Genomic DNA, 19860 nt, shown 5'->3' with positions numbered 1-19860 from the left:
CGTGCGGGCTGACTCAATGGATTGAGGTGATAGCGCAATGGACTCATCGATACACACCTGCAAGGCCGTGCCGGCGGACGCCGGGATTATCAGCCGGATCGTCGAGCGTTCGATCAGGCTCGGTTGTGCGGCCGAACACCGCAATAATCCGACAGTCGTCACCGCCTGGACCCACAATAAAACCGTTGATCATGTACAGCCCTGGCTGTCGGATTCACGCTTCTACCTGAACCTGGCGTTATTGCACGACAAACCGGTGGGCGTTGCCATGGCGGCGACGACGGGCAAGATTGCCTTTTGCTACGTCCAGCCGGAATGGTTTCGTCGCGGTGCCGGGCAGGCACTGGTTCGCGACCTTGAAGCCTGGTTGAAAGGTCAGGGCTTGAACCATTCACAACTCAACAGCACCGGGACCAGCGAAGATTTTTTCCAGCGCCTGGGGTATCTGCGATGCGCTGAAACTTTCAGCGTGGCCGGGCTTACGGCTATCCCCATGAACAAATCGCTGACCCTTGCCCCTTAGAAAGCCGCGCCTGGGTGTAAATCCTTGCCCCGCTGGTGCGTTTCCAGAACAGGAAAACCTGCATGTGCGCGCCGTAACCGGAATGCGCACCTGCCCGGTGTGCAGTTTTGGTCAATATTTTCAGCGTATTGAGGGGTCGAGAGATGTCAGTTGCTAGCAGTCTTGTCGAAGATCAGGCAGTTCGGGGCAGCCCCGCACCTGCGGAAACGCTTTATCAGTTCAACGAATCGCCGCTGCTGGCCCGCCAGAGCAGCCAGGAATCCAACGCCCGCAGCTATCCGCGACGTATTCCCCTGGCACTCAAGCGTGCACGCGGGATTCACGTCGAGGATGTCGAAGGTCGCAGTTTCATTGACTGCCTGGCCGGTGCTGGCACATTGGCCCTGGGGCATAACCATCCGGTGGTGATCGAGGCGATTCAGCAGGTGCTTATTGATGAGCTGCCGCTGCACACCCTGGACCTGACCACGCCGGTCAAGGATCAGTTCGTCCAGGACCTGTTCGGTCTGCTGCCACCGGCCTTGGCCAGCGAAGCGAAAATCCAGTTCTGCGGCCCGACCGGCACCGACGCGGTCGAAGCCGCGTTGAAACTGGTGCGCACGGCCACGGGGCGCAGCACGGTGCTGTCGTTCCAGGGCGGTTACCACGGCATGAGCCAGGGCGCGTTGAGCCTGATGGGCAGCCTGGGACCGAAAAAACCCTTGGGCGCGCTGCTTAGCAGCGGTGTGCAGTTCATGCCATACCCGTACGACTACCGTTGCCCGTTCGGGCTGGGTGGCGCCGAAGGCGTGAAGGTCAACCTGCATTACCTGGAAAACCTGCTCAACGATCCGGAAGCGGGCGTGCAATTGCCAGCGGCGGTGATCGTCGAGGTGGTTCAGGGCGAAGGCGGAGTGATCCCGGCCGATCTCGACTGGTTGCGCGGGTTGCGTCGCATCACCGAAAAGGCGGGCGTGGCGTTGATCGTCGACGAAATCCAGAGCGGATTTGGCCGCACGGGCAAGATGTTTGCCTTTGAACACGCTGGCATCATCCCTGACGTGGTGGTGTTGTCCAAAGCCATCGGCGGCAGCCTGCCGTTGGCGGTGGTGGTTTACCGTGACTGGCTCGACAGCTGGCTGCCGGGGGCTCACGCCGGCACCTTCCGTGGCAACCAGATGGCCATGGCCGCAGGTTCCGCCGTGATGCGTTACCTGGTGGAGCACAACGTGCCCGAACACGCCGCCGCCATGGGCGAGCGCCTGGGCGAACACCTGCGAATCCTGCAGCGTGATTTCCCGCAGTTGGGCGATATCCGGGGTCGCGGGCTGATGCTGGGCGTCGAACTGGTCGACCCGGCCGGTACGCCGGACGTGCAGGGTCATCCACCGGCCTTTGGCAAACTGGCGCCGCTGGTGCAGCGCGAATGCCTCAAGCGTGGGTTGATTCTGGAACTGGGCGGGCGTCACGGTTGTGTGGTGCGCTTCCTGCCACCGCTGGTGATTACCGCCGCCGAGATTGACCGTGTTGCCGAAATTTTCGGCAGGGCGCTGGCCGCTGCCGTCGCCAGCGTTTAATTTTTTCAGGCGCTGGTACGTTCCTTCTACACAACGGCTGTGCGTGCAGCGCAGCCTGACCTTATAGCGACGGAGAGACACCATGACTTCAGTATTCGACCGCGAGGACATCCTCTTTCAGGTCGTGGTCAACCACGAAGAACAGTACTCGATCTGGCCCGACTACAAAGCTGTGCCGCAAGGCTGGCGCACCGTCGGCAAAAGCGGTTTGAAGAAAGACTGCCTGGCCTACATCGAAGAAACCTGGACGGACATGCGTCCGTTGAGCCTGCGTCAGAAGATGGAAGAACAAGCGACAGTGGCTCACTAAGCCACCGTCCAAAAAGAAACCCGCTGAACCGGTAACGGTCAGCGGGTTTCTTTTTGGGTCTGGCGTTTGTGTTGCCTGTCAGATTGCCATCGCGAGCGGGCTACCTCCCACAATGGATTTGGATACGCCGCATAGCCACTGTGGGAGCGAGCTCGCTCGCGATGAACGATGACGCGGATTACCTGACCTTACGCACCCGGCAACGCCTTGAGCACCTGATCGACGTTCCCCTCAAGCTCGGCCACCGGGTCGGCAGCGTCGGTGCTCAATACAATCAACTGGCTGCCCGACTCGGCAATCACGGCTTTGAGCGCCTCCGATGGCTGGCGATGATGCAGCACCAGCGCCACATCGTTACTTTTGAGGGTCTGACCCAACTGCTTCAGCGCCTCGGGCGTCCACTCGTTGTCGGCGCGGGCGTCGAGACCGACCAGCTCCAGGTTGAGGCCGCTGACCAGATACGCGAAGTGATCGCTCAGGCTGACCACGCTGAGGTTGTCGGCCTCGGCCAGCCGCGCTTCGCTGCTGGCGGTGAGCTTGAGCAGACGCTGTTTGAGCGCGGCCAGGTTGGCGTCGATTTTCGGTTTGTCCGCAGGGGCCAGGCGCGCGAGGTCGGCGGCCATCACGTCGGCCATGCGCCCCATGTTGTTGCTGGCCATCCACGGCTGGCTGTTGAGGCCATCGACCTTGCCCGGCTGAGTGGCGATGCCGGGCAGGGCGCCGTCCACCGGGCGTGCGGCGTCGACTTCGATGATGCGGATGTTGCTGCGACGGGCCACCGGGTACAGCGGATCGTCTGGCCACAGCGAGCGCAGGCCGATCACGGCGTCTGCGTCGAGGGCGAGTTTTTGCAGCGCCTCGGCGCCGCGACCGGTGAAGTAAGCGGTCTGGCGCGAGCCGGGCAGGTTGGCCGGTGCGGCGCGCTCAAGCGTGATCGACGTGCCGTCGAGCAGAATCCGGGCCAGGCCATAGGTAATCGGCAGCGCGGTCAGCACGCGCAACGCTGGCTGGGACTTGGCGGCGAACAGCGCGGTATTGCCGACGCCGTTATTGGCCACCAGCCGCATCGGCTCGAAGCGGTCGGTGGCAAACGCTGTCGGGGTGCCGAGGCCACACAGGGCCAGGGCGAGGGTCAGTTGACGCAAGGAAGGAGACATTTATCCGAGATTCCCTTTCAGGCTGGGGACGATACCGCGCGCGATGGCGGCCAGGGCGAAGGCCATGCCGGCCACCAGGATGATCGCCGCACCGGAGGGGATGGGCAGGTCGAAGACGATGGGCGCGAGGATCCCGCACAGAGTGCTGACCGTGGCGATCAACACCGAGATCCAGAAAAAACCCTTCAGCGACTGGCTCAACAAGCGCGCCGCCGCCGCTGGAATCACCAGCAAGGCCCCGACCAGAATCGCGCCGATAACTTTGACGGCGGCCACGGTGATCAATGTCACCAGCACCACGAACAGGTAGTCGAGGGTTTTCACCGCGACCCCGCGTACCGCTGCCAGTTGCGGGTTGAAACTGGCCAGCATGATGCGGTTGTACAGCGGCAGGCTCAGGCCCATCACCAGCGATCCGACGATGGCCAGTACCAGCAGGTCATTGCCGTTGACGGTCAATACCGAGCCGAACAGCACGTTTTCCAGGATGTGCACGTTGATCTTGCCCGCCAGAATCAACAGCAGGCTGGCGCCCAGGGCCAGCGACACCGAGAGGAACACGCCGATCAGGGTGTCCGGCGCCAGACCTGTGCGGTTACGCAGGTAATTGAGCAGGATGCCGAACAGCAAACAGTAGCCGAACAAGCTGCCGTAAGGGCCGGTGTAGGGCTCGCCGAGCAGAATGCCGATGGCGACCCCGGTCAGGGCGGCGTGGCCGACCGCTTCGGAGAAAAACGCGAAGCGCTTGACCACCACCAGTGTGCCCAAACCGCCCAGTACCGGGCCGATCAACAACCCGGCCAGCAGCGCGTTGACCACAAAACCGTAGGCCAGTGCTTCGGGCAGGTAACCCGAGGATGCCCAGCCCTGAATCATCAAACGAAAGGCTTCGTAACTCATCAAGCGGCACTCCCGTTGGCCCGAGGGTGAGTGGAGAACAGCGTCAGCAAGCGCTCCGGGGTCAGGGCCTGTTTCGGTGTGGCGTCAAACAACACCCGGCGATTGAGGCCGGTGACGCGGTCTGCGAGACGGCCGACGGCTTCCAGATCGTGCTCGATCCACAGCACGGTGATTCCGGCGGTACGCCAGTCACCCAGCAGGCGTTCGAAAACCTGAATGCCAGCCTCGTCGAGGGCCGACATCGGTTCATCGAGCACCAGCAATTGCGGCGCGGGGATCAGCCCTTGGGCCAGCAGCACCCGCTGGCGCTCACCACCGGACAACGCGCCCATGCGTCGCTTGCGTTTGTCCTGCATGCCGACGCGCTCCAGCGCCTCGCCAATCGCCGCAGCGTAGTGCCGGCTCAGGCCGAGAAACGCCGGGCGACGCTGACACATCGCGGCCATGAAATCGTCGACGGTCATCGGCAACCCACGGTCGAATTCCAGAGCTTGCGGCACGTAGCCGATGGTTCCGGGCTCGCCCGGCCATTGCAGGCTCAGGCGCCCCTGATGGGGCATTTGCCCGAGCAGGGTCTTGATCAACGAGCTTTTGCCGCCACCGTTGGGGCCAACCAATGCGTGCACGCTGCCGGGTTGGACCTGGAACGTCACCGTGTCGAGAATCGTCGTGCGCCCCAGCGTCAGGCTGACCTCGGTGAAATCGAGGGTCGGGCCGCAAGGTTTCACCGTCAGGGATTCGTGGGCCGTCATGCTCCCGCCTCCTGAATGGCCCGGACCACGGTGTTCAGGTTGCCGGTCATTTCCTTTTCGTACTTTTCGGCGCTGTAGTCGCCGTAGGAAATGTGCGACAGCGGGTAGAGTTTTACCCCTGACTCACGCTGGATGGTTTCGACGTAGGTCGAGGGAAAGTCCATCTCCGAGAAGATCACTTTCACGTCCAGTTCACGCAACTGATCGATGGTTTTCTTCAACTGGCTCGGGCTCGGCTCGATGCCGTGGGCCGGTTCGACCACGGCCGTGACTTCCAGGCCGAACTCGCGCAGCAGGTAGTCATACGCGGCATGGACAGTGGCCACTCGCAGGTCGGCATTCGGCGCGCTGGTCAGTTTGGCCAGCGCATCGGCACGCATCTGCCGCAGGCGTTTGCCGTAGGTGCGGGCGTTCTGGGTGTAGGTTTTGGCGTTGTCCGGGTCGAGCTTGCCCAGTTCCCGGGCGATGTTATTGACCTGGGCGATGGAAGCGCTGATGGACAGGAATGTGTGCGGGTTCACCACTTTACCGGCGCCGCGCGCCGCGACACCGGTGGCGGCCAGCAGTGGCACGTTCTCGTTGGCTTCGATGACCTTGATGTTCGGGGTCTCGCTGGCAGCGATCATGCGGTCGGCGAAATCGTCATGGCCGACGCCGTTGAGCACGATCACGTCCAGCCCGCCAATGCGCTTGATGTCTTCGGCGCGTGGCTCGTAGGCGTGCGGGTTGAAGCCGGCCGGGATCAGTGGCACCACCTCGGCCTTGTCGCCGACGATGTTCGCCACATAGCTGTAATACGGGTGCAGGGTGATGCCGATGCGCAGGCGCTTGGCCTGATCGGCGCTGGCCATTGGCGCGAGGAGGGTGGTCAGCAGGCCGATGAGCAGCAGCCGCAGGAAGGGCCGGCGTTGAGATGAAATAGGCATGGGCAAGCGGTCTTCTCTCAGAGGAATGCGAAGGTTCAGTGCCGATGCTGGCGGGTCACCCCGGCATCGAATTGCGCGATGACTTGCTGCCAGCCGGCACCGGTCAATGCGGCGTCACTCAGGTCGGTCGGCGCGGCGAGCGCGGCGCTGCGGTTGAGCCAGATGTCCGGGGCGCTGTCGTCTTCTGCACCCAGGCGCATCAGAAACGAGCCGGCGACACTCGGCACCTGGCTGTGGCCGAAGTAGGCCGCTGCTGTCAGCAATTGCCAGGCATGACCGCCGCGGCTGACGGAGCTGGCGTCCTGGGCGAACGGCGCAAAGCCTTCATCAGCCAGGGTTTGCGGGGCAGGCAGGGCCTGTTGTTCCACGCGCAGCAGGTGAATCTCGTCCAGCGTCACCCGCAGGTCGGCGTAGATGCCTTGTTCGGCAGCGCTGAGGTCCCGTCGCGCATCCAGTTGATGGCTCTGCACGCTGGCGACTTCCTTGGGCTCGCCGCGCCAGGCGACGACAGAGCCGGCCACCGCGAGAATGGCCAGGCACAACAGCAGCACGTAGAGGGTTTCATGACCGGCGCCTGCCGGGCGGACAACCTGAGTGGTAGGCGTGCTCATGGGGCCTCGATATCCGCTTGGTCGATCTCGACCACGTGACCTGGGCCTGCGTCGAACAGCACATAGAACTCGGCACCGGGCTTTTTGAAGGTCAGTGTCGAATCGGCGCCGAGCTTGCCCGGCACCAGAATGGTCTCGTCGTAACCGATCACGTCCAGGGTCACGCCCGGTGCGCCGCTGCCATCGGAGAAACCGCCGGTGCAACGGATTTGCTCGGCATCGATGGCTTTGCACTCGCACATCGGGTTGTGGGCGAGTGCGGGGGCGCTGAACCCTGCGCACAGGGTCAGGCCAAGGAGCGCGCCGCTCAGGCGCACACGGGTAAAGCGGTGGGCAACGGTCATGGTTTGCCTCCTTGTTTATGCAGCCAGGCGAGGGTGGCGGGGGATGCGCTGCTCAGGGGAATGGCGGCCTGATGCATGGCGCCGTCCCAGCCTTCCATGGTGATCCACAGTTCGGCGTCGTCCTTGGTCTTTTCCGGAATCGGCAGGGTGGCGCCCATGCGATACGGCGTGCCGAAGAAAATCACCCCGGCGGCGCGCAGGCTGCGGGGTTTGCCGATGCGCAGGTACGTGGCCTTGACCTGGCCGATGCAGGCCTCGCACAGCGCGGCGTTGAAGCTTTTCATGTGGCCGGCCGGGCCGTCGCGGCGCGGTGCTTCGTTACGTAACTCGGCCAGGCGCAGGCTCCAGGGGCCGACCTGAATCTCGCCGATCTCCCGCTCGCCCAGGCCGCTGTCGCCACGGAACAGCGCGGCGTCGGCGAAATACTTGGGCATGAACCCCAGCGGAATCAGCAGCAACAGAATGTTCAGGTGGAAGCGCCATTTATGCCAAAAGCGGCTTAGCGGCGAAGGTGTGACGGCGGCCTGGCTCATCGCGAACCCTCCGAAGCTTCAGACTGCAATACCGCCGCCGGTGCAGGGGCGGCGACAGGGCGTGCGGGTTTATGGCTGCGCTTGAGGGCATTGGCCGTGGCCAGTGCGGTGCGCTTGGTCCAGATCAGCAGGCCGCTGAGGACCATCATGCTCAGCAGCAACCCGAAGAAGAACCAGATCAGCTTGATCCACAATCCACCGAAGTCGCCGGTGTGCAGCGGACGCATGGATTCGGTCACAAACTCCAGCGCCGAACGGTCGGCCAGCAGGCGCGAGGCGGCGATGTCGCCGTTGTACGGGTTGATGTCGGCAGTCTGGTACATCAATGGATACCAGCCCCGCCCGCCAATGCCCAAGTGGCTGTAGGCGTTACTCGGCAGGCTGACGAAACTGGCGTCGAAACCGGGGATTTTCTGGGACGCGATCTTCACCGCTTCGTCCAGGCCGATCATTGGCGCCGGGGTGGCGTCTGCAGTCACCGGCACATTTTCGCGGGCAACCACCGGCAGGATAGGGGCGGTGGAAATGGTGATCTGGTTATCCGACAGCGTGGCCTCGATCAAAAACCAGGTGCCGGTGACTGAAATCACCGCGATGAACCAGATCGACCAGATGCCGCTCAGGCGATGGAAGTCGCCCCAGAAAATGCGTGCGCCGTGCTTGAAACGCAGGGTCGGCTTGAGAAATCCTTTCCAGAAGCGCTTGTAGACCACCAGCCCCGTGACCAGGGAGGCGAGCAACGGCAAACCGAGGAACGACACCAAATACCAACCCCAACTGTAGCCATTGGTGAAGGGCACCAGCCACCAGCCATGCAGGGCGCGGGTGAACGCCTGGAAGTTGAACGCCGGGCTGATCCCCTGAATCGCCCCGGTGTACGGGTTGACGTAGACCGTGACCGAGCGCCCGTCGGGATAGGCGACGTCGACATCCAGGGCAAAGTGCGATTCATCGGGACGTACGATCTGCTCGACGATGAGCTGCGGTTGTGCCTGCTTGATGGCAGCCACCACTTGGTCATAACTGAGCAGTTGAGCCTCGTCCGACGGTTTGCTCGCCCGTATTTCGGGGTTGGCCAGCCAGACGATCTCCTGGCTGACCACCGCCAGTGTGCCGGTGACGCACACAATCAGCACAAAGAACCAAATGGGCAATGCCAACCAACTGTGGACCAGAAACCAGAGCTTTGAACGGGATTTCTTCGACATGGATAAAGGTCTTGAACTCAAGGAATGAAGCGCCAGGACGGGGAGTGCCGCGTCGTGATCGATAAAAAGCCGGCCGTGGCTTTTGCCTACGCGGCCTGCTGCATCTAATTAAGACGAATGAGAATCGTAAATCCCGAATGTCGATATGAAAGTAAATGTTTCTGCGGGCAAGTCATTGCAGCCAGAACAGGCTGGGGAGGGTGCGAGCGGGTGCGTATTAGCGGCGTGAAGCGAGCCCGTGGACACGGCGCCCGCTCACCTTCAACGGTTTATCCCTCGTGGGTCATCTCCCGGGCGCGTTTTTCGATCTGCTCCTGGGTCAGGTCCTCCTTGCGGCTGGCCAGGAACCACACATGACCGTACGGATCTTTCAAGGTGCCCGAGCGGTCGCCGTAGAACTGATCCTTGGGTTCGGAGACCACGCTGGCGCCAGCCTTGATCGCCTGGGCGTATTGCGCGTCGACATCTTTCACATACAGGTGCAGGCCGACGGCAGGTGATTTGTCCGGATTGCTCAACGGGCCTTGATCACACGGCGTGCCCAGCATGATGGCGCAGTCGCCGATCCGCAGTTCGGCGTGGCCGATGCTGCCGTCGGGCATCGCCAGACGCATGGTTTCAGTGGCGCCAAAGGCTTTTTTGTAAAACTCGATGGCCTCGGCGGCTTTCTGGATGCCCAGGTAAGGCGTGATGCTGTGATAACCCTCGGGGATGGGCTTGACGCTCATGACCGTGCTCCTTGTTTTGGGTGGGGAAAAACGCGAATCCTGCGCCGATTGGCGGTCGGTACACTATAGGTCACGGAGTCAAAACCGCTTGAAGTGCCGACGGGAAGCACGTTTGCTGTGAACCCGCCCCGGCCGGCCAAGGCTCAGGGCTGAGCTGAATGCGGCTCCAGTAACTGCGGCCCCGGGCCTTGCTCACCGAGCACATCGCCATAATTGCGCAACGGGCAGGCTTGCATCGACAAACACCCGCAACCAATGCAGCCGTTGAGTTTGTCGCGCAGCCGGGTCAACTGATTGATCCGCTCATCCAGGTCCCGACTCCATTGCGCAGACAGGTGCTTCCAGTCCGCGGCGGTCGGCGCGCGATGATCCGGCAACGACTTGAGCGCCTCGCCGATCTCCGCCAGTGGAACACCCAGCCGCTGAGCCACCTTGATCAATGCCACCCGCCGCAGGACTTCTCGCGGGTAACGCCGTTGGTTGCCCTGGTTGCGATTGCTTTTGATCAGCCCCTTGGACTCATAGAAGTGCAGGGCAGTGACGGCCACACCGCTGCGCTGAGCGAGTTGGCCGACGGTCAGTTCTTTGGTGACCTGCTCTTGATCGATCATGGAAATTATCGCTTGACCTTAAGTTAACTCGAGGTTTTACCCTGCACACCTTCGGATCGCAAGACGCGACTTACACATGAGGGGAGTTTTTCATGCAGTCGGACGAGAAAAATCGCAGCTTCACCCAATTGATCGAATTCGAGATCGAACCCCATCAGCAGCAGGGGCTGGTGTCGGCGTTATCCGCGCAGACCGAACGCCTGGCCCAAGGCTACAGCGGTTTTCTCAGCGCCAGTGTGCAGGCCAGTGATGATGGCCGACGCGTCCTCAACTACCTGCAATGGCAAACACGGGAAGCGGGGGAGGCGGCGTTCCGGGATTTCGAGAACGGCAAGGAGGACTTCTGGACGCTGATCCGCGCCTATCAGGCCAAAGGCGTCACGTTCGGTTCCTTCCAGGTGCTGCGCAGCATCGAACGCAGCCATGACAACGCGTTGCAGTGCGCCCTGGTGAGCTAAGAGTCGGCAATGACGGTCGGTTGTTGCCAAGGTCGATAGCCACTATCGAGAGCGATGATTTTTGTCACTTGAGGGGCGCGCGTAGCCTGTGTCCATTGCCCAAGCTCAGGACTGCGGGAGTTTCCCATGAATCACTTGCTCGTCACTTCACTGCTGTTGGTCGCCTCGGTGCTGGCCGGTTGCGCGAACCAGCCATCGCCCGAATTGCGTCCCTACACCGCTGAGGAATCCAGGGAGCTGGCGCTGGAGGCATTGAGTCGTCGTGGCCTTTCGTTCGATGAGTACCAACAGAAAAAGGCCGAATTGCTCGGCCAGCCACAGAAAGCCTTCGCGTTCGACCAGCACGGCGAAATGAACGCCGAGCGTGGGCTGATCCAGCACGGCCACTCCAGTTAAGCGACTGTACTGCTCGAAGTTTCACCCAACTGTCCGTGGGTTTCGTCGAGGCGCTGGGATAGGGTCAACACCTGACCGACCCTGATGGAAAACGCCCATGACCCTCTCGCTGGATTTGCTGTTGGGCTTTGCCCTGTTTGCTCTTGTCACCTCGATCACACCGGGCCCGAATAACACCATGTTGCTGGCCTCCGGCGTGAACTTTGGTTTTAACCGCTCCATCCCCCATATGCTGGGCATCACCTGCGGCTTCTTCGTCCTGGTGGTTGCGGTCGGGTTTGGCCTGGGCGCGGTGTTTCAAGCCTATCCGTTGCTCTACACCGCGTTGCGTTATGTCGGTGCGGCGTACTTGCTGTACCTGGCGTGGAAAATCGCCCACTCCGGCCCTGTCTCGGAATCTGAGCAAGGCCAGGCCAAACCCATCAGCTATCTGGGTGCCGCGGCGTTCCAATGGGTCAACCCCAAGGCCTGGATCATGGCCATCGGCGCCATCAGTACCTACACACCCTTGCAGGGCTACTTCACCAATGTGATCGTCATCGCCGCAGTCTTTGCCGTGATCAACCTGCCGAGCGTCAGCGTGTGGGTGGTTTGCGGCAGCCTGTTGCGCAATGTCCTGCGGGATCGGCGCTGGTTGCGGGTGTTCAACTGGGGCATGGCGCTGCTGTTGGTGGCTTCGATGTATCCGATGCTGCACGAAAGCTTCAGCTGACCGGCTTCAACCCGGCGCCCGATGCCTGTTAAGCTCACTTCCAGGAGCGTTCCTACGCACTTTTAATGAAGTGGTACTTCTTTAACGGCATCCGATCAGGTATTGCTGACCTGCGCTGTTGGCGCGCTGTCCGTAAGACGGCGTTGCCCAGTGGGTTTATGGTGCGTACCTGATCCCGGAACAAGCTCTGCGGGTTTTTTATGAATAAACGTCCTTTGTATTTCGACTACGCCGCCACCACGCCGGTGGATGAGCGGGTCATCCAGGTGATGGTCGATTGTCTGGGGTTTGACGGTAACTTCGGCAACCCGGCTTCCAGCTCCCACGCTTTCGGCCAGCAGGCCAGGCTTTCGGTCGAGCAGGCCCGCCAGCAGGTTGCAGGGCCTGGTCGGTGCGCAAGCCGAGCAAATCGTCTGGACCTCTGGCGCCACCGAATCCAACAACCTTGCCCTCAAGGGGGTCGCCCAGGCACGCGGCGTGACGGGCGGGCACATCATCACCAGTCAGATCGAGCACAAGGCGATCCTGGATACCGCCAAGCAATTGCAGGACGCGGGCGTTGCCGTGACCTGGCTGGTGCCGGATGCCGAAGGCCTGATCAGCCCGCAAGCCGTCAGCGAAGCGTTGCGTGAGGATACGTTCCTGGTGTCGCTGATGCTGGTCAACAACGAACTGGGCACCGTCAACGACATCCCGGCCATCGGCCAGCGGGTGCGTGAACATGGCGCACTGTTCCACGTCGACGCCGCGCAAGGCGCAGGCAAAGTAGCGATAGACCTGGCGCAATGGCCGGTCGACCTGATGTCCTTTTCCGCACACAAAATCTATGGCCCCAAAGGCATCGGCGCGCTGTACGTCGGGCCGCGTGCCCGGCAGCACGTGCAGGCGCAGATTCATGGCGGGGGTCATGAAGGCGGGTTGCGCTCAGGCACCCTGGCGACGCACCAGATTGCCGCCATGGGCGCCGCGTTTGCGCTGGCGGCGGAACATTTTGATGAAGAGGCTGCCACCATCCTGCATTTGCGCGAGCGTTTGCTCCAGCAGCTCCAGGGTATTGCAGGCCTCAGGTTGAACGGCAGCGTAACCCGACGCATTCCTCACACCTTGAGCCTGACCTTCAGCGAGGGCGAGTTCAATTCGTCGGCCTTGAGTGCGTCTATCGCGTTCTCGGCCACGTCGGCCTGTAACTCTGCGAGCAATGCGCCGTCCCATGTACTGCTGGCGCTGGGGCATGATGCGCGCAGTGCGAGTCGAACGATTCGACTGAGCCTGGGGCGTTTTACCACCGAGCAGGACATCGATCAGGCCGCACAATTGATCAAGGCAACATGCGCCAGCGCTCCGGCGTTCTGGGCAACAACACCGTCTTAAAACGCTGAGTGACATCAGCACCCAATAACAATGATGACTGGTTAGCAGGAGATTCGATGAGTACGCAGCCTTCGACCAATGGAATGGTCCCCCAGCGCCTGGCGCAAACCCGTGAACGGATGAGCCGCGAAGGCATTCATGCCTTGTTGGTGCCATCGGCCGACCCGCACCTGTCGGAATACCTGCCGGGTTACTGGCAAGGGCGTCAATGGCTGTCGGGTTTTCACGGTTCGGTCGGCACGTTGATCGTGACCCGGGATTTCGCCGGTGTCTGGGCTGACAGTCGTTACTGGGAACAGGCAACCAAGGAACTCAAAGGCAGCGGTATCGAACTGGTCAAGCTGCAACCTGGGCAGCCCGGCCCACTGGAGTGGCTGGCCGAGCAAACGCCGGAAGGTGGCGTGGTCGCGGTTGATGGCGCGGTAATGGCGGTGGCCTCGGCTCGGACCCTGGGCAGCAAGTTGGAGGAACGTGGCGCACGCCTGCGGACCGACATCGATGTGTTGGATGACGTCTGGAAGGACCGCCCAAGCCTGCCGGATCAACCGATTTACCCGCACTTGCCGCCGCAAGCCACCGTCAGCCGTGGCGAGAAACTGGCCAAGCTGCGCGAAACGCTCAAGGCACGTGGCGCCGATTGGCACTTCATCGCAACCCTGGACGACATCGCCTGGCTGTTCAATCTGCGTGGTGGCGATGTCTCGTTCAACCCGGTGTTCGTCTCATTTGCCCTGATCAGTCAGCAACAGGCCACGTTGTTCGTTGCGCTGAGCAAGGTTAATGCGCAGCTGCGTGCGACGCTTGAGCAGGACGGCGTGACCTTGCGCGACTACAGCGAAGTCGCCGCTGCACTGGCTGCCATACCCAACGGCGCGAGCCTGCAAATCGACCCGGCGCGCGTTACGGCCGGTTTGCTCGATAACGTGGGAAGCGGGGTGAAACGGGTTGAAGGCTTGAACCCGACCACCCTGGCCAAGTCGCAGAAAAGCCTGGCCGACGCCGAACACATTCGTCAGGCCATGGAGCAGGACGGCGCCGCGTTGTGCGAGTTCTTCGCCTGGCTGGAAACGGCCCTGGGTCGTGAACGTGTCACCGAACTGACCATTGACGAACACCTGACGGCTGCGCGGACTCGTCGCCCAGGTTATGTTTCGCTGAGCTTCAATACCATCGCCGCGTTCAACGCCAACGGGGCGATGCCGCACTATCACGCCACTGAAGAAGAGCATGCGGTCATCGAAGGCGACGGTCTGCTGCTGATCGACTCCGGTGGTCAGTACCTGGGCGGTACGACCGATATCACGCGGATGGTGCCGGTGGGCACGCCGACTGCAGAGCAGAAGCGTGACTGCACGCGGGTGCTCAAGGGTGTGATTGCGCTGTCGCGGGCGCAGTTTCCGAAGGGCATTCTGTCGCCTTTGCTGGATGCCATCGCACGGGCACCGATTTGGGCAGAAAGCGTCGATTATGGTCATGGCACCGGTCACGGTGTGGGGTATTTCCTGAACGTCCACGAAGGCCCGCAGGTCATTGCCTATCAGGCAGCAGCTGCGCCGCAAACCGCCATGCAGCCGGGGATGATCACCTCCATCGAGCCCGGCACTTATCGCCCGGGGCGCTGGGGTGTGCGGATCGAGAACCTGGTGTTGAACCGCGAGGCGGGCAGTAGCGAGTTTGGCGAGTTCCTCAAGTTTGAAACCTTGACGCTGTGCCCGATCGATACCCGCTGCCTCGAACCGTCGTTGCTGACCCAGGACGAACGTGAGTGGTTCAACGGTTATCACGCCGAGGTGCGTGCACGGCTGAGTCCACTGCTTGAGGGCGCGGCGCTTGAGTGGTTGCACACCCGAACTGCCGCTATCTGAGTCACGGTGCGCCGTCAGCGTTGGCTGGCGGCGCACACGTGCAACAGCGCTGGAGGCTAGCTCAATGCTTCCACGACAAACTCCAGCCGATCCTGGCCGAAGTACAACTGTTCATCGACAAACATGCTAGGTGCGCCAAATACGCCACGTTGTATGGCTTGCTCGGTTTTTTCCTTGAGGGCGTTTTTCACGGTTTCATCGCCCGTCAGTGCCAACACCTCATTAGGGTCAAAGCCTTCTTGCGTCAGTACCTGCGCAACGGTCGCCGGGTCGTTCAGGTTTTGACCGTCGACCCAAAGTGCGCGAAACAGACAATCGACAAACGCCAGAAAGCGTTCGGGGTGACGCAATTGCATGCCGGTGACGGCGCGCATGAGCATCAGCGTGTTGATCGGGAAGTGCGGGTTGAGCTTGAACGGAACGCCGTAGCGTTTTGCGTAGCGATTCAGGTCCTGGAACATGTAGCGCCCCTTGGCCGGAATGGTCACGGGTGAGGCGTTGCCAGTGGCTTTGAAGACCCCGCCCAGCAGCATCGGCTGATAGATCAACTCACTGCCGGTTTGCTCGCAAATGTTCGGCAGTTGGGTGTATGCCAGGTAAGTGGTGGGGCTGCCGAGGTCGAAGAAAAACTCTACGCGTTTGCTCATGGTCGATGCGCTCTGCTTATTGTTGGACTAGGGGGGAGGGCTTACCAGCGTTCGCTCCAGGGGCGCAGGTCCAGCTCGAACGTCCAGGCGTCCCGTGGCTGGCTGTGCAGGTACCAGTAGTTCTCGGCGATGTGTGCCGGGTTGAGGATGCCGTCCTGATCCTTTTGAGCGTATTTTTCCGGAAAGTTGTCACGGATAAAATCGGTATCGATGGCGCCGTCGACCACAACATGGGCGACATGGATGTTCATCGGGCCGAGTTCGCGGGCCATGCTTTGGGCCAGCGCCCGAATCCCGTGCTTGGCGCCGGCAAAGGCCGCGAATCCGGCTGCGCCACGCATGCCGGCGGTAGCGCCAGTGAACAGGATAGTGCCACGTTGGCGTATCGCCATGCGCTTGGCCACTTCGCGTGCATTGAGAAAACCCGAGAAGCAGGCCATCTCCCAGATCTTGAAGTACTTGCGTGCGGTTTCCTCAAGAATGCTGCAGGGCACATTGGCGCCGATGTTGAAGACGAATGCTTCGATGGGGCCGATCTGGCTTTCGATCTGCTCTACCAGCGCCTCCACCTCTTCTTCTTTGCGCGCATCACAGGCGAAACCATGGGCTTGCCCACCGGATGCCTTGATCGCGTCTACCAGTGGCTGGAGCTTGTCTGCGCTACGGCGTGTGACGCAGGCAATGAAACCTTCTTGAGCAAAACGCTTGGCGATGGCCCCGCCAGTGGCATCGCCTGCGCCGACAACCAGCACGACTTTGTTGTTATGAGTAGCTGTGGTCATGGATATTGTCCTTTGCTAAACGTTCGTTAAGTAAACGAACGTTATGCTACGATCCACGATGCGTCAAGGTGATGGATTTACAGGGGGGAAGCGATGCGTTACTCAGCCAGTCACAAGTTGGAAACCAAAGAGAAGTTGCTGCAAAGCAGTGCGGTGTCGGCCAAGACCCAGGGGTTTTCCACTGTGGGCGTCGACGCATTGATGAAAGCGATTGGCCTGAGTGGCGGGGCTTTCTATAGCCATTTCTCATCCAAGGACGAATTGTTCAGTTCGATCGTCGAGCGAGAACTGAGCCAGAGCCTGGAGCGCTTGAGTGGTGAAGGGGAGCAGAACCGTGCGCGGCTTGAGCGCTGTCTACAGCATTACCTGAGCATGGCGCATGTCGAGCATCCCGAGTCGGGCTGCGCATTGCCGGCCTTGGGGGCTGAAATAGCCCGCTCCAGTGATCAGGTGCGCGAGCACGCCGAGCATTGGATCTGCCGACTGCAACAGAATTGGGCGTGCATCCTGGAAAGCGAAAGCCTGGCCTGGGCGATCCTGTCGCAATGTGTGGGTGCATTGGTGGTCGCGCGCATGCTTGTCAGTCCGGACGTCCAGCGCAGTGTACTGACCGCTAGTGCCAAAGAAATAGGCCGCCAGATCGCAGGTCAGAACACTGAGTAAAGCGGCATCAGACTATTTGCAGATGACGATCATGCTTCGGCTGGTATAGCCGGCAGGGTTCAGGCCAAACGGATAGTCACCAGGATCCTCCACGGCGTCTCCAGACTTGGCGATCACCTTGTAGCCCTTCGGGCCACACGAGTTGGCTGCGCGCGTATTGCACTTTTCCCAGGAAGACGACAATCCCGAACAGTTGATATGCAGACCTTTCTTTCCACGTTTGACTTCGGTTTTCGACGTCGCGGCGCAGCCTGCGATGGCGAGTACGGCTATCAATACCAAAAATCGTTTCATTCCCGTCCTTTATAGCGGCCCGAGTCTGGTGCTCGGGTAAGACTGCATTGGCGCTCGCGTGTGGTGTCTGGATTTCCTGTCCGGAAAAGTCCATGCCTTACATTGAGTTGCGGGTCAAACATGGCCTAATTGAGCGGCAAATGCCAGACCTACGTCAAATCAGTTTTCAATCGGAAGCAACGATAGGCTTGGGGGCTCCGCGCATGGTCAGGGTGGCACCGACCGAGGCCAGAATGATGCAACTGATGGCCAGCCACTGCGCCAGCGACAGGTATTCATGCAGGAACAATAAGCCCGAGAGCGCGCCGAATGCGGGCTCGATGCTCATCAGCGTGCCAAAGGTGCGGGCGGGCATTCGGGTGAGGGCGACCATCTCGAGGGTGTAGGGGAGCGCGGTGGACAAAATAGCCACGCCAATTGCGACGGGAATCAATGACGGCGTCAACAGGGCTGCGCCGGCGTGCACGATGCCGATAGGTGCAACGAACAGAGCCGCAATCATCACGCCCAGTGCTGCAGTCGTCACCCCGTTGTCTGCCCCGGCTTTTTGTCCGAACAGAATGTACAGGGCCCAGCAAACACCGGCGCCCAACGCATATCCAGCGCCAACAAGGTCGATCCCGGCGCTGGTAGCTCCCGTTGGTATAAGCAGCAGCAAGCCAATGATCGCGAGGCCAATCCACAGGAAATCAATCGCCCGGCGCGAGGCATAGATGGCCACCGCCAAGGGGCCAGTAAACTCCAGGGCGACTGCGATTCCCAGGGGCACTGTCCTCAGGGACATATAGAAGAGGAAGTTCATCCCGCCTAATGCCATACCGTAGACAATAACTGTGCGTAAGGACTTGGCGGTAAGCTTTGCCCGCCAGGGACGTAGAAGCAGCAACATGATGACGCTGGCGAATATCAGTCTTAATGTCGTGGTCCCCTGTGCGCCGACAATGGGGAACATGCTTTTGGCCAGGGACGCCCCCGATTGGATGGAGGCCATTGCTATTAATAGCAGGCCGACTGGAAACAGGGTCGAGGCGAGACTGCGGGGCTGGTCAATCATTGTGAGGCGTCGTCCAAGGTGTCGGGCAGGAAGGCATGCAAGCGCGAGGGAATGCGGATTATCTAGTGCTGAGCAATATACTGCTCATTCTGTCAGCGCGCAGCTATATATAGCGGTGATTTGGCTGGCATTTAAGGTTTCTGATAGAAAAACTAAATTAGGAGTTGACGGCAGATTCTGGAAGTCTATAATTCGCCCCACTTCCGGCGCAGTCGAAACGGAAAACTCCTTGGTAAACAAAGAGTTACGCAGTTTTCGGCGGCGGGTTGCTTCAGTTCATCGAAGCCTGGAAGGAGTTGAAAGAGCGGTGTAGTTTGGCTCTTTTAACGGTTCGGTCTTCTCGATCGAAAGCGGAGAAAAAGAGGGGTTGACAACAGCTAGTAACGCTGTAGAATTCGCCTCCCGCTGACGAGAGATCGGAAGCGCAAGTGGTTGAAGTTGTTGAAGAATTCTTCGAAAGCTTCTGAAAATAATCACTTGACAGCAACAGAGGCTGCTGTAGAATGCGCGCCTCGGTTGAGACGAAAGGTCTTAACCAACCGCTCTTTAACAACTGAATCAAGCAATTCGTGTGGGTGCTTGTGCAGTCAGACTGATAGTCAACAAGATTATCAGCATCACAAGTTACTCCGCGAGAAATCAAAGATGTAACCAACGATTGCTGAGCCAAGTTTAGGGTTTCTTAAAAACCCAAAGATGTTTGAACTGAAGAGTTTGATCATGGCTCAGATTGAACGCTGGCGGCAGGCCTAACACATGCAAGTCGAGCGGCAGCACGGGTACTTGTACTTGGTGGCGAGCGGCGGACGGGTGAGTAATGCCTAGGAATCTGCCTGGTAGTGGGGGATAACGCTCGGAAACGGACGCTAATACCGCATACGTCCTACGGGAGAAAGCAGGGGACCTTCGGGCCTTGCGCTATCAGATGAGCCTAGGTCGGATTAGCTAGTTGGTGAGGTAATGGCTCACCAAGGCGACGATCCGTAACTGGTCTGAGAGGATGATCAGTCACACTGGAACTGAGACACGGTCCAGACTCCTACGGGAGGCAGCAGTGGGGAATATTGGACAATGGGCGAAAGCCTGATCCAGCCATGCCGCGTGTGTGAAGAAGGTCTTCGGATTGTAAAGCACTTTAAGTTGGGAGGAAGGGCAGTTACCTAATACGTAATTGTTTTGACGTTACCGACAGAATAAGCACCGGCTAACTCTGTGCCAGCAGCCGCGGTAATACAGAGGGTGCAAGCGTTAATCGGAATTACTGGGCGTAAAGCGCGCGTAGGTGGTTCGTTAAGTTGGATGTGAAATCCCCGGGCTCAACCTGGGAACTGCATTCAAAACTGTCGAGCTAGAGTATGGTAGAGGGTGGTGGAATTTCCTGTGTAGCGGTGAAATGCGTAGATATAGGAAGGAACACCAGTGGCGAAGGCGACCACCTGGACTGATACTGACACTGAGG

22 protein-coding genes, 1 rRNA gene and 1 pseudogene (1 of these 24 cut by a window edge) are annotated in these 19860 nt (G+C 60.3%); 10 read left to right on the top strand and 14 right to left on the bottom strand.

Translation table 11 applies throughout. The annotated features are described in order from the left end of the window. The first annotated feature begins 37 nt into the window (after nucleotides 1-37). The 3 genes from AABM54_RS17370 to AABM54_RS17360 all read left to right on the top strand — a co-directional run bounded on the left by AABM54_RS17370 (nucleotide 38) and on the right by AABM54_RS17360 (nucleotide 2389). The gene (locus AABM54_RS17370; protein WP_347901230.1) at nucleotides 38-523 is read left to right on the top strand and encodes a GNAT family N-acetyltransferase; all 486 of its coding nucleotides are present in this window, start codon (nucleotides 38-40) and stop codon (nucleotides 521-523) included. A 143-nt stretch (nucleotides 524-666) separates the two neighbouring features. Further along, entirely contained in the window at nucleotides 667-2079 is a 1413-nt protein-coding gene (locus AABM54_RS17365) for an aspartate aminotransferase family protein (RefSeq protein WP_347901228.1), read from the top strand. Nucleotides 2080-2161: 82 nt separating this feature from the next. Continuing rightward, complete coding sequence (locus tag AABM54_RS17360) at nucleotides 2162-2389, top strand: MbtH family protein (RefSeq protein ID WP_347901227.1); 228 nt, start codon at nucleotides 2162-2164, stop codon at nucleotides 2387-2389. 188 nt (nucleotides 2390-2577) lie between these two features. Here the strand turns inward: AABM54_RS17360 and AABM54_RS17355 are convergent, their stop codons facing one another. From AABM54_RS17355 to soxR, 10 genes are all read right to left on the bottom strand, one after another. Beyond that, nucleotides 2578-3546: a zinc ABC transporter substrate-binding protein gene (locus tag AABM54_RS17355; protein ID WP_347901225.1), complete on the bottom strand. Its 969-nt coding sequence runs from the start codon at nucleotides 3544-3546 to the stop codon at nucleotides 2578-2580. After that, on the bottom strand, nucleotides 3547-4446 hold the full coding sequence (locus AABM54_RS17350; protein ID WP_347901223.1) for a metal ABC transporter permease: 900 nt from the start codon (nucleotides 4444-4446) through the stop codon (nucleotides 3547-3549). Beyond that, a complete protein-coding gene (locus AABM54_RS17345; protein WP_347901222.1) occupies nucleotides 4446-5198 on the bottom strand; it encodes a metal ABC transporter ATP-binding protein in 753 nt (250 codons plus the stop codon). The genes AABM54_RS17350 and AABM54_RS17345 overlap by 1 nt, the downstream gene beginning before the upstream one ends. Then, nucleotides 5195-6124, bottom strand: a complete 930-nt coding sequence (locus AABM54_RS17340) for a metal ABC transporter substrate-binding protein (RefSeq protein ID WP_347901221.1) — start codon at nucleotides 6122-6124, stop codon at nucleotides 5195-5197. The genes AABM54_RS17345 and AABM54_RS17340 overlap by 4 nt, the downstream gene beginning before the upstream one ends. 35 nt (nucleotides 6125-6159) lie before the next feature. Next, on the bottom strand, nucleotides 6160-6735 hold the full coding sequence (locus AABM54_RS17335; protein ID WP_347901220.1) for a DUF6162 family protein: 576 nt from the start codon (nucleotides 6733-6735) through the stop codon (nucleotides 6160-6162). Further along, nucleotides 6732-7079 (bottom strand): hypothetical protein, encoded by a 348-nt coding sequence (locus AABM54_RS17330; RefSeq protein WP_347901218.1) that lies wholly within the window; start codon nucleotides 7077-7079, stop codon nucleotides 6732-6734. The genes AABM54_RS17335 and AABM54_RS17330 overlap by 4 nt, the downstream gene beginning before the upstream one ends. Continuing rightward, entirely contained in the window at nucleotides 7076-7612 is a 537-nt protein-coding gene (locus AABM54_RS17325; RefSeq protein ID WP_347901217.1) for a thiamine pyrophosphate-binding protein, read from the bottom strand. The genes AABM54_RS17330 and AABM54_RS17325 overlap by 4 nt, the downstream gene beginning before the upstream one ends. Continuing rightward, on the bottom strand, nucleotides 7609-8820 hold the full coding sequence (locus AABM54_RS17320) for a PepSY domain-containing protein (protein WP_347901216.1): 1212 nt from the start codon (nucleotides 8818-8820) through the stop codon (nucleotides 7609-7611). Before AABM54_RS17320 ends, AABM54_RS17325 begins: the two co-directional genes overlap by 4 nt. Nucleotides 8821-9089: 269 nt before the next feature. Then, nucleotides 9090-9548, bottom strand: a complete 459-nt coding sequence (locus AABM54_RS17315; RefSeq protein WP_347901214.1) for a VOC family protein — start codon at nucleotides 9546-9548, stop codon at nucleotides 9090-9092. Between the two features lie 143 nt (nucleotides 9549-9691). Beyond that, entirely contained in the window at nucleotides 9692-10159 is a 468-nt protein-coding gene (soxR, locus tag AABM54_RS17310; RefSeq protein WP_347901212.1) for a redox-sensitive transcriptional activator SoxR, read from the bottom strand. Between the two features lie 92 nt (nucleotides 10160-10251). Here soxR and AABM54_RS17305 point away from each other — a divergent pair, with 92 nt between their 5' ends. The 5 genes and pseudogenes from AABM54_RS17305 to AABM54_RS17285 all read left to right on the top strand — a co-directional run bounded on the left by AABM54_RS17305 (nucleotide 10252) and on the right by AABM54_RS17285 (nucleotide 14961). Beyond that, the gene (locus AABM54_RS17305; protein ID WP_347901210.1) at nucleotides 10252-10617 is read left to right on the top strand and encodes an antibiotic biosynthesis monooxygenase; all 366 of its coding nucleotides are present in this window, start codon (nucleotides 10252-10254) and stop codon (nucleotides 10615-10617) included. Between the two features lie 126 nt (nucleotides 10618-10743). Continuing rightward, nucleotides 10744-11013, top strand: coding sequence for a hypothetical protein (locus AABM54_RS17300; protein ID WP_347901209.1), 270 nt, complete (start codon nucleotides 10744-10746; stop codon nucleotides 11011-11013). A gap of 97 nt (nucleotides 11014-11110) precedes the next feature. Continuing rightward, nucleotides 11111-11725, top strand: coding sequence for a LysE family translocator (locus tag AABM54_RS17295; protein ID WP_347901207.1), 615 nt, complete (start codon nucleotides 11111-11113; stop codon nucleotides 11723-11725). Between the two features lie 200 nt (nucleotides 11726-11925). Continuing rightward, nucleotides 11926-13096: pseudogene (locus AABM54_RS17290) on the top strand (cysteine desulfurase family protein). Nucleotides 13097-13152: 56 nt separating this feature from the next. Further along, nucleotides 13153-14961, top strand: a complete 1809-nt coding sequence (locus AABM54_RS17285; protein ID WP_347901205.1) for an aminopeptidase P family protein — start codon at nucleotides 13153-13155, stop codon at nucleotides 14959-14961. 56 nt (nucleotides 14962-15017) lie between these two features. On the opposite strand, the gene AABM54_RS17280 is transcribed toward AABM54_RS17285, so the two are convergent. Next, nucleotides 15018-15608, bottom strand: a complete 591-nt coding sequence (locus AABM54_RS17280; protein WP_347901204.1) for a 2-hydroxychromene-2-carboxylate isomerase — start codon at nucleotides 15606-15608, stop codon at nucleotides 15018-15020. Nucleotides 15609-15649: 41 nt separating this feature from the next. After that, a complete protein-coding gene (locus AABM54_RS17275; protein WP_347901203.1) occupies nucleotides 15650-16390 on the bottom strand; it encodes an SDR family oxidoreductase in 741 nt (246 codons plus the stop codon). A gap of 93 nt (nucleotides 16391-16483) precedes the next feature. Between AABM54_RS17275 and AABM54_RS17270 the strand changes: the two genes are divergently transcribed. Beyond that, entirely contained in the window at nucleotides 16484-17053 is a 570-nt protein-coding gene (locus AABM54_RS17270; protein ID WP_347901201.1) for a TetR/AcrR family transcriptional regulator, read from the top strand. A gap of 12 nt (nucleotides 17054-17065) precedes the next feature. On the opposite strand, the gene AABM54_RS17265 is transcribed toward AABM54_RS17270, so the two are convergent. Together AABM54_RS17265 and rhtA are read right to left on the bottom strand one after the other, a co-directional pair. Continuing rightward, the gene (locus AABM54_RS17265) at nucleotides 17066-17347 is read right to left on the bottom strand and encodes a hypothetical protein (RefSeq protein WP_347901200.1); all 282 of its coding nucleotides are present in this window, start codon (nucleotides 17345-17347) and stop codon (nucleotides 17066-17068) included. Nucleotides 17348-17513: 166 nt separating this feature from the next. Beyond that, nucleotides 17514-18401: a threonine/homoserine exporter RhtA gene (rhtA, locus tag AABM54_RS17260; RefSeq protein ID WP_347901198.1), complete on the bottom strand. Its 888-nt coding sequence runs from the start codon at nucleotides 18399-18401 to the stop codon at nucleotides 17514-17516. A 702-nt stretch (nucleotides 18402-19103) separates the two neighbouring features. Here rhtA and AABM54_RS17255 point away from each other — a divergent pair. Next, nucleotides 19104-19860 (top strand): 16S ribosomal RNA (locus AABM54_RS17255); it runs 782 nt beyond the window's last position.

The sequence above is a fragment of the Pseudomonas purpurea genome (genome assembly GCF_039908635.1).
Lineage (GTDB): Bacteria > Pseudomonadota > Gammaproteobacteria > Pseudomonadales > Pseudomonadaceae > Aquipseudomonas > Aquipseudomonas purpurea.
This window is presented reverse-complemented; position numbering and strand designations above follow the sequence as displayed.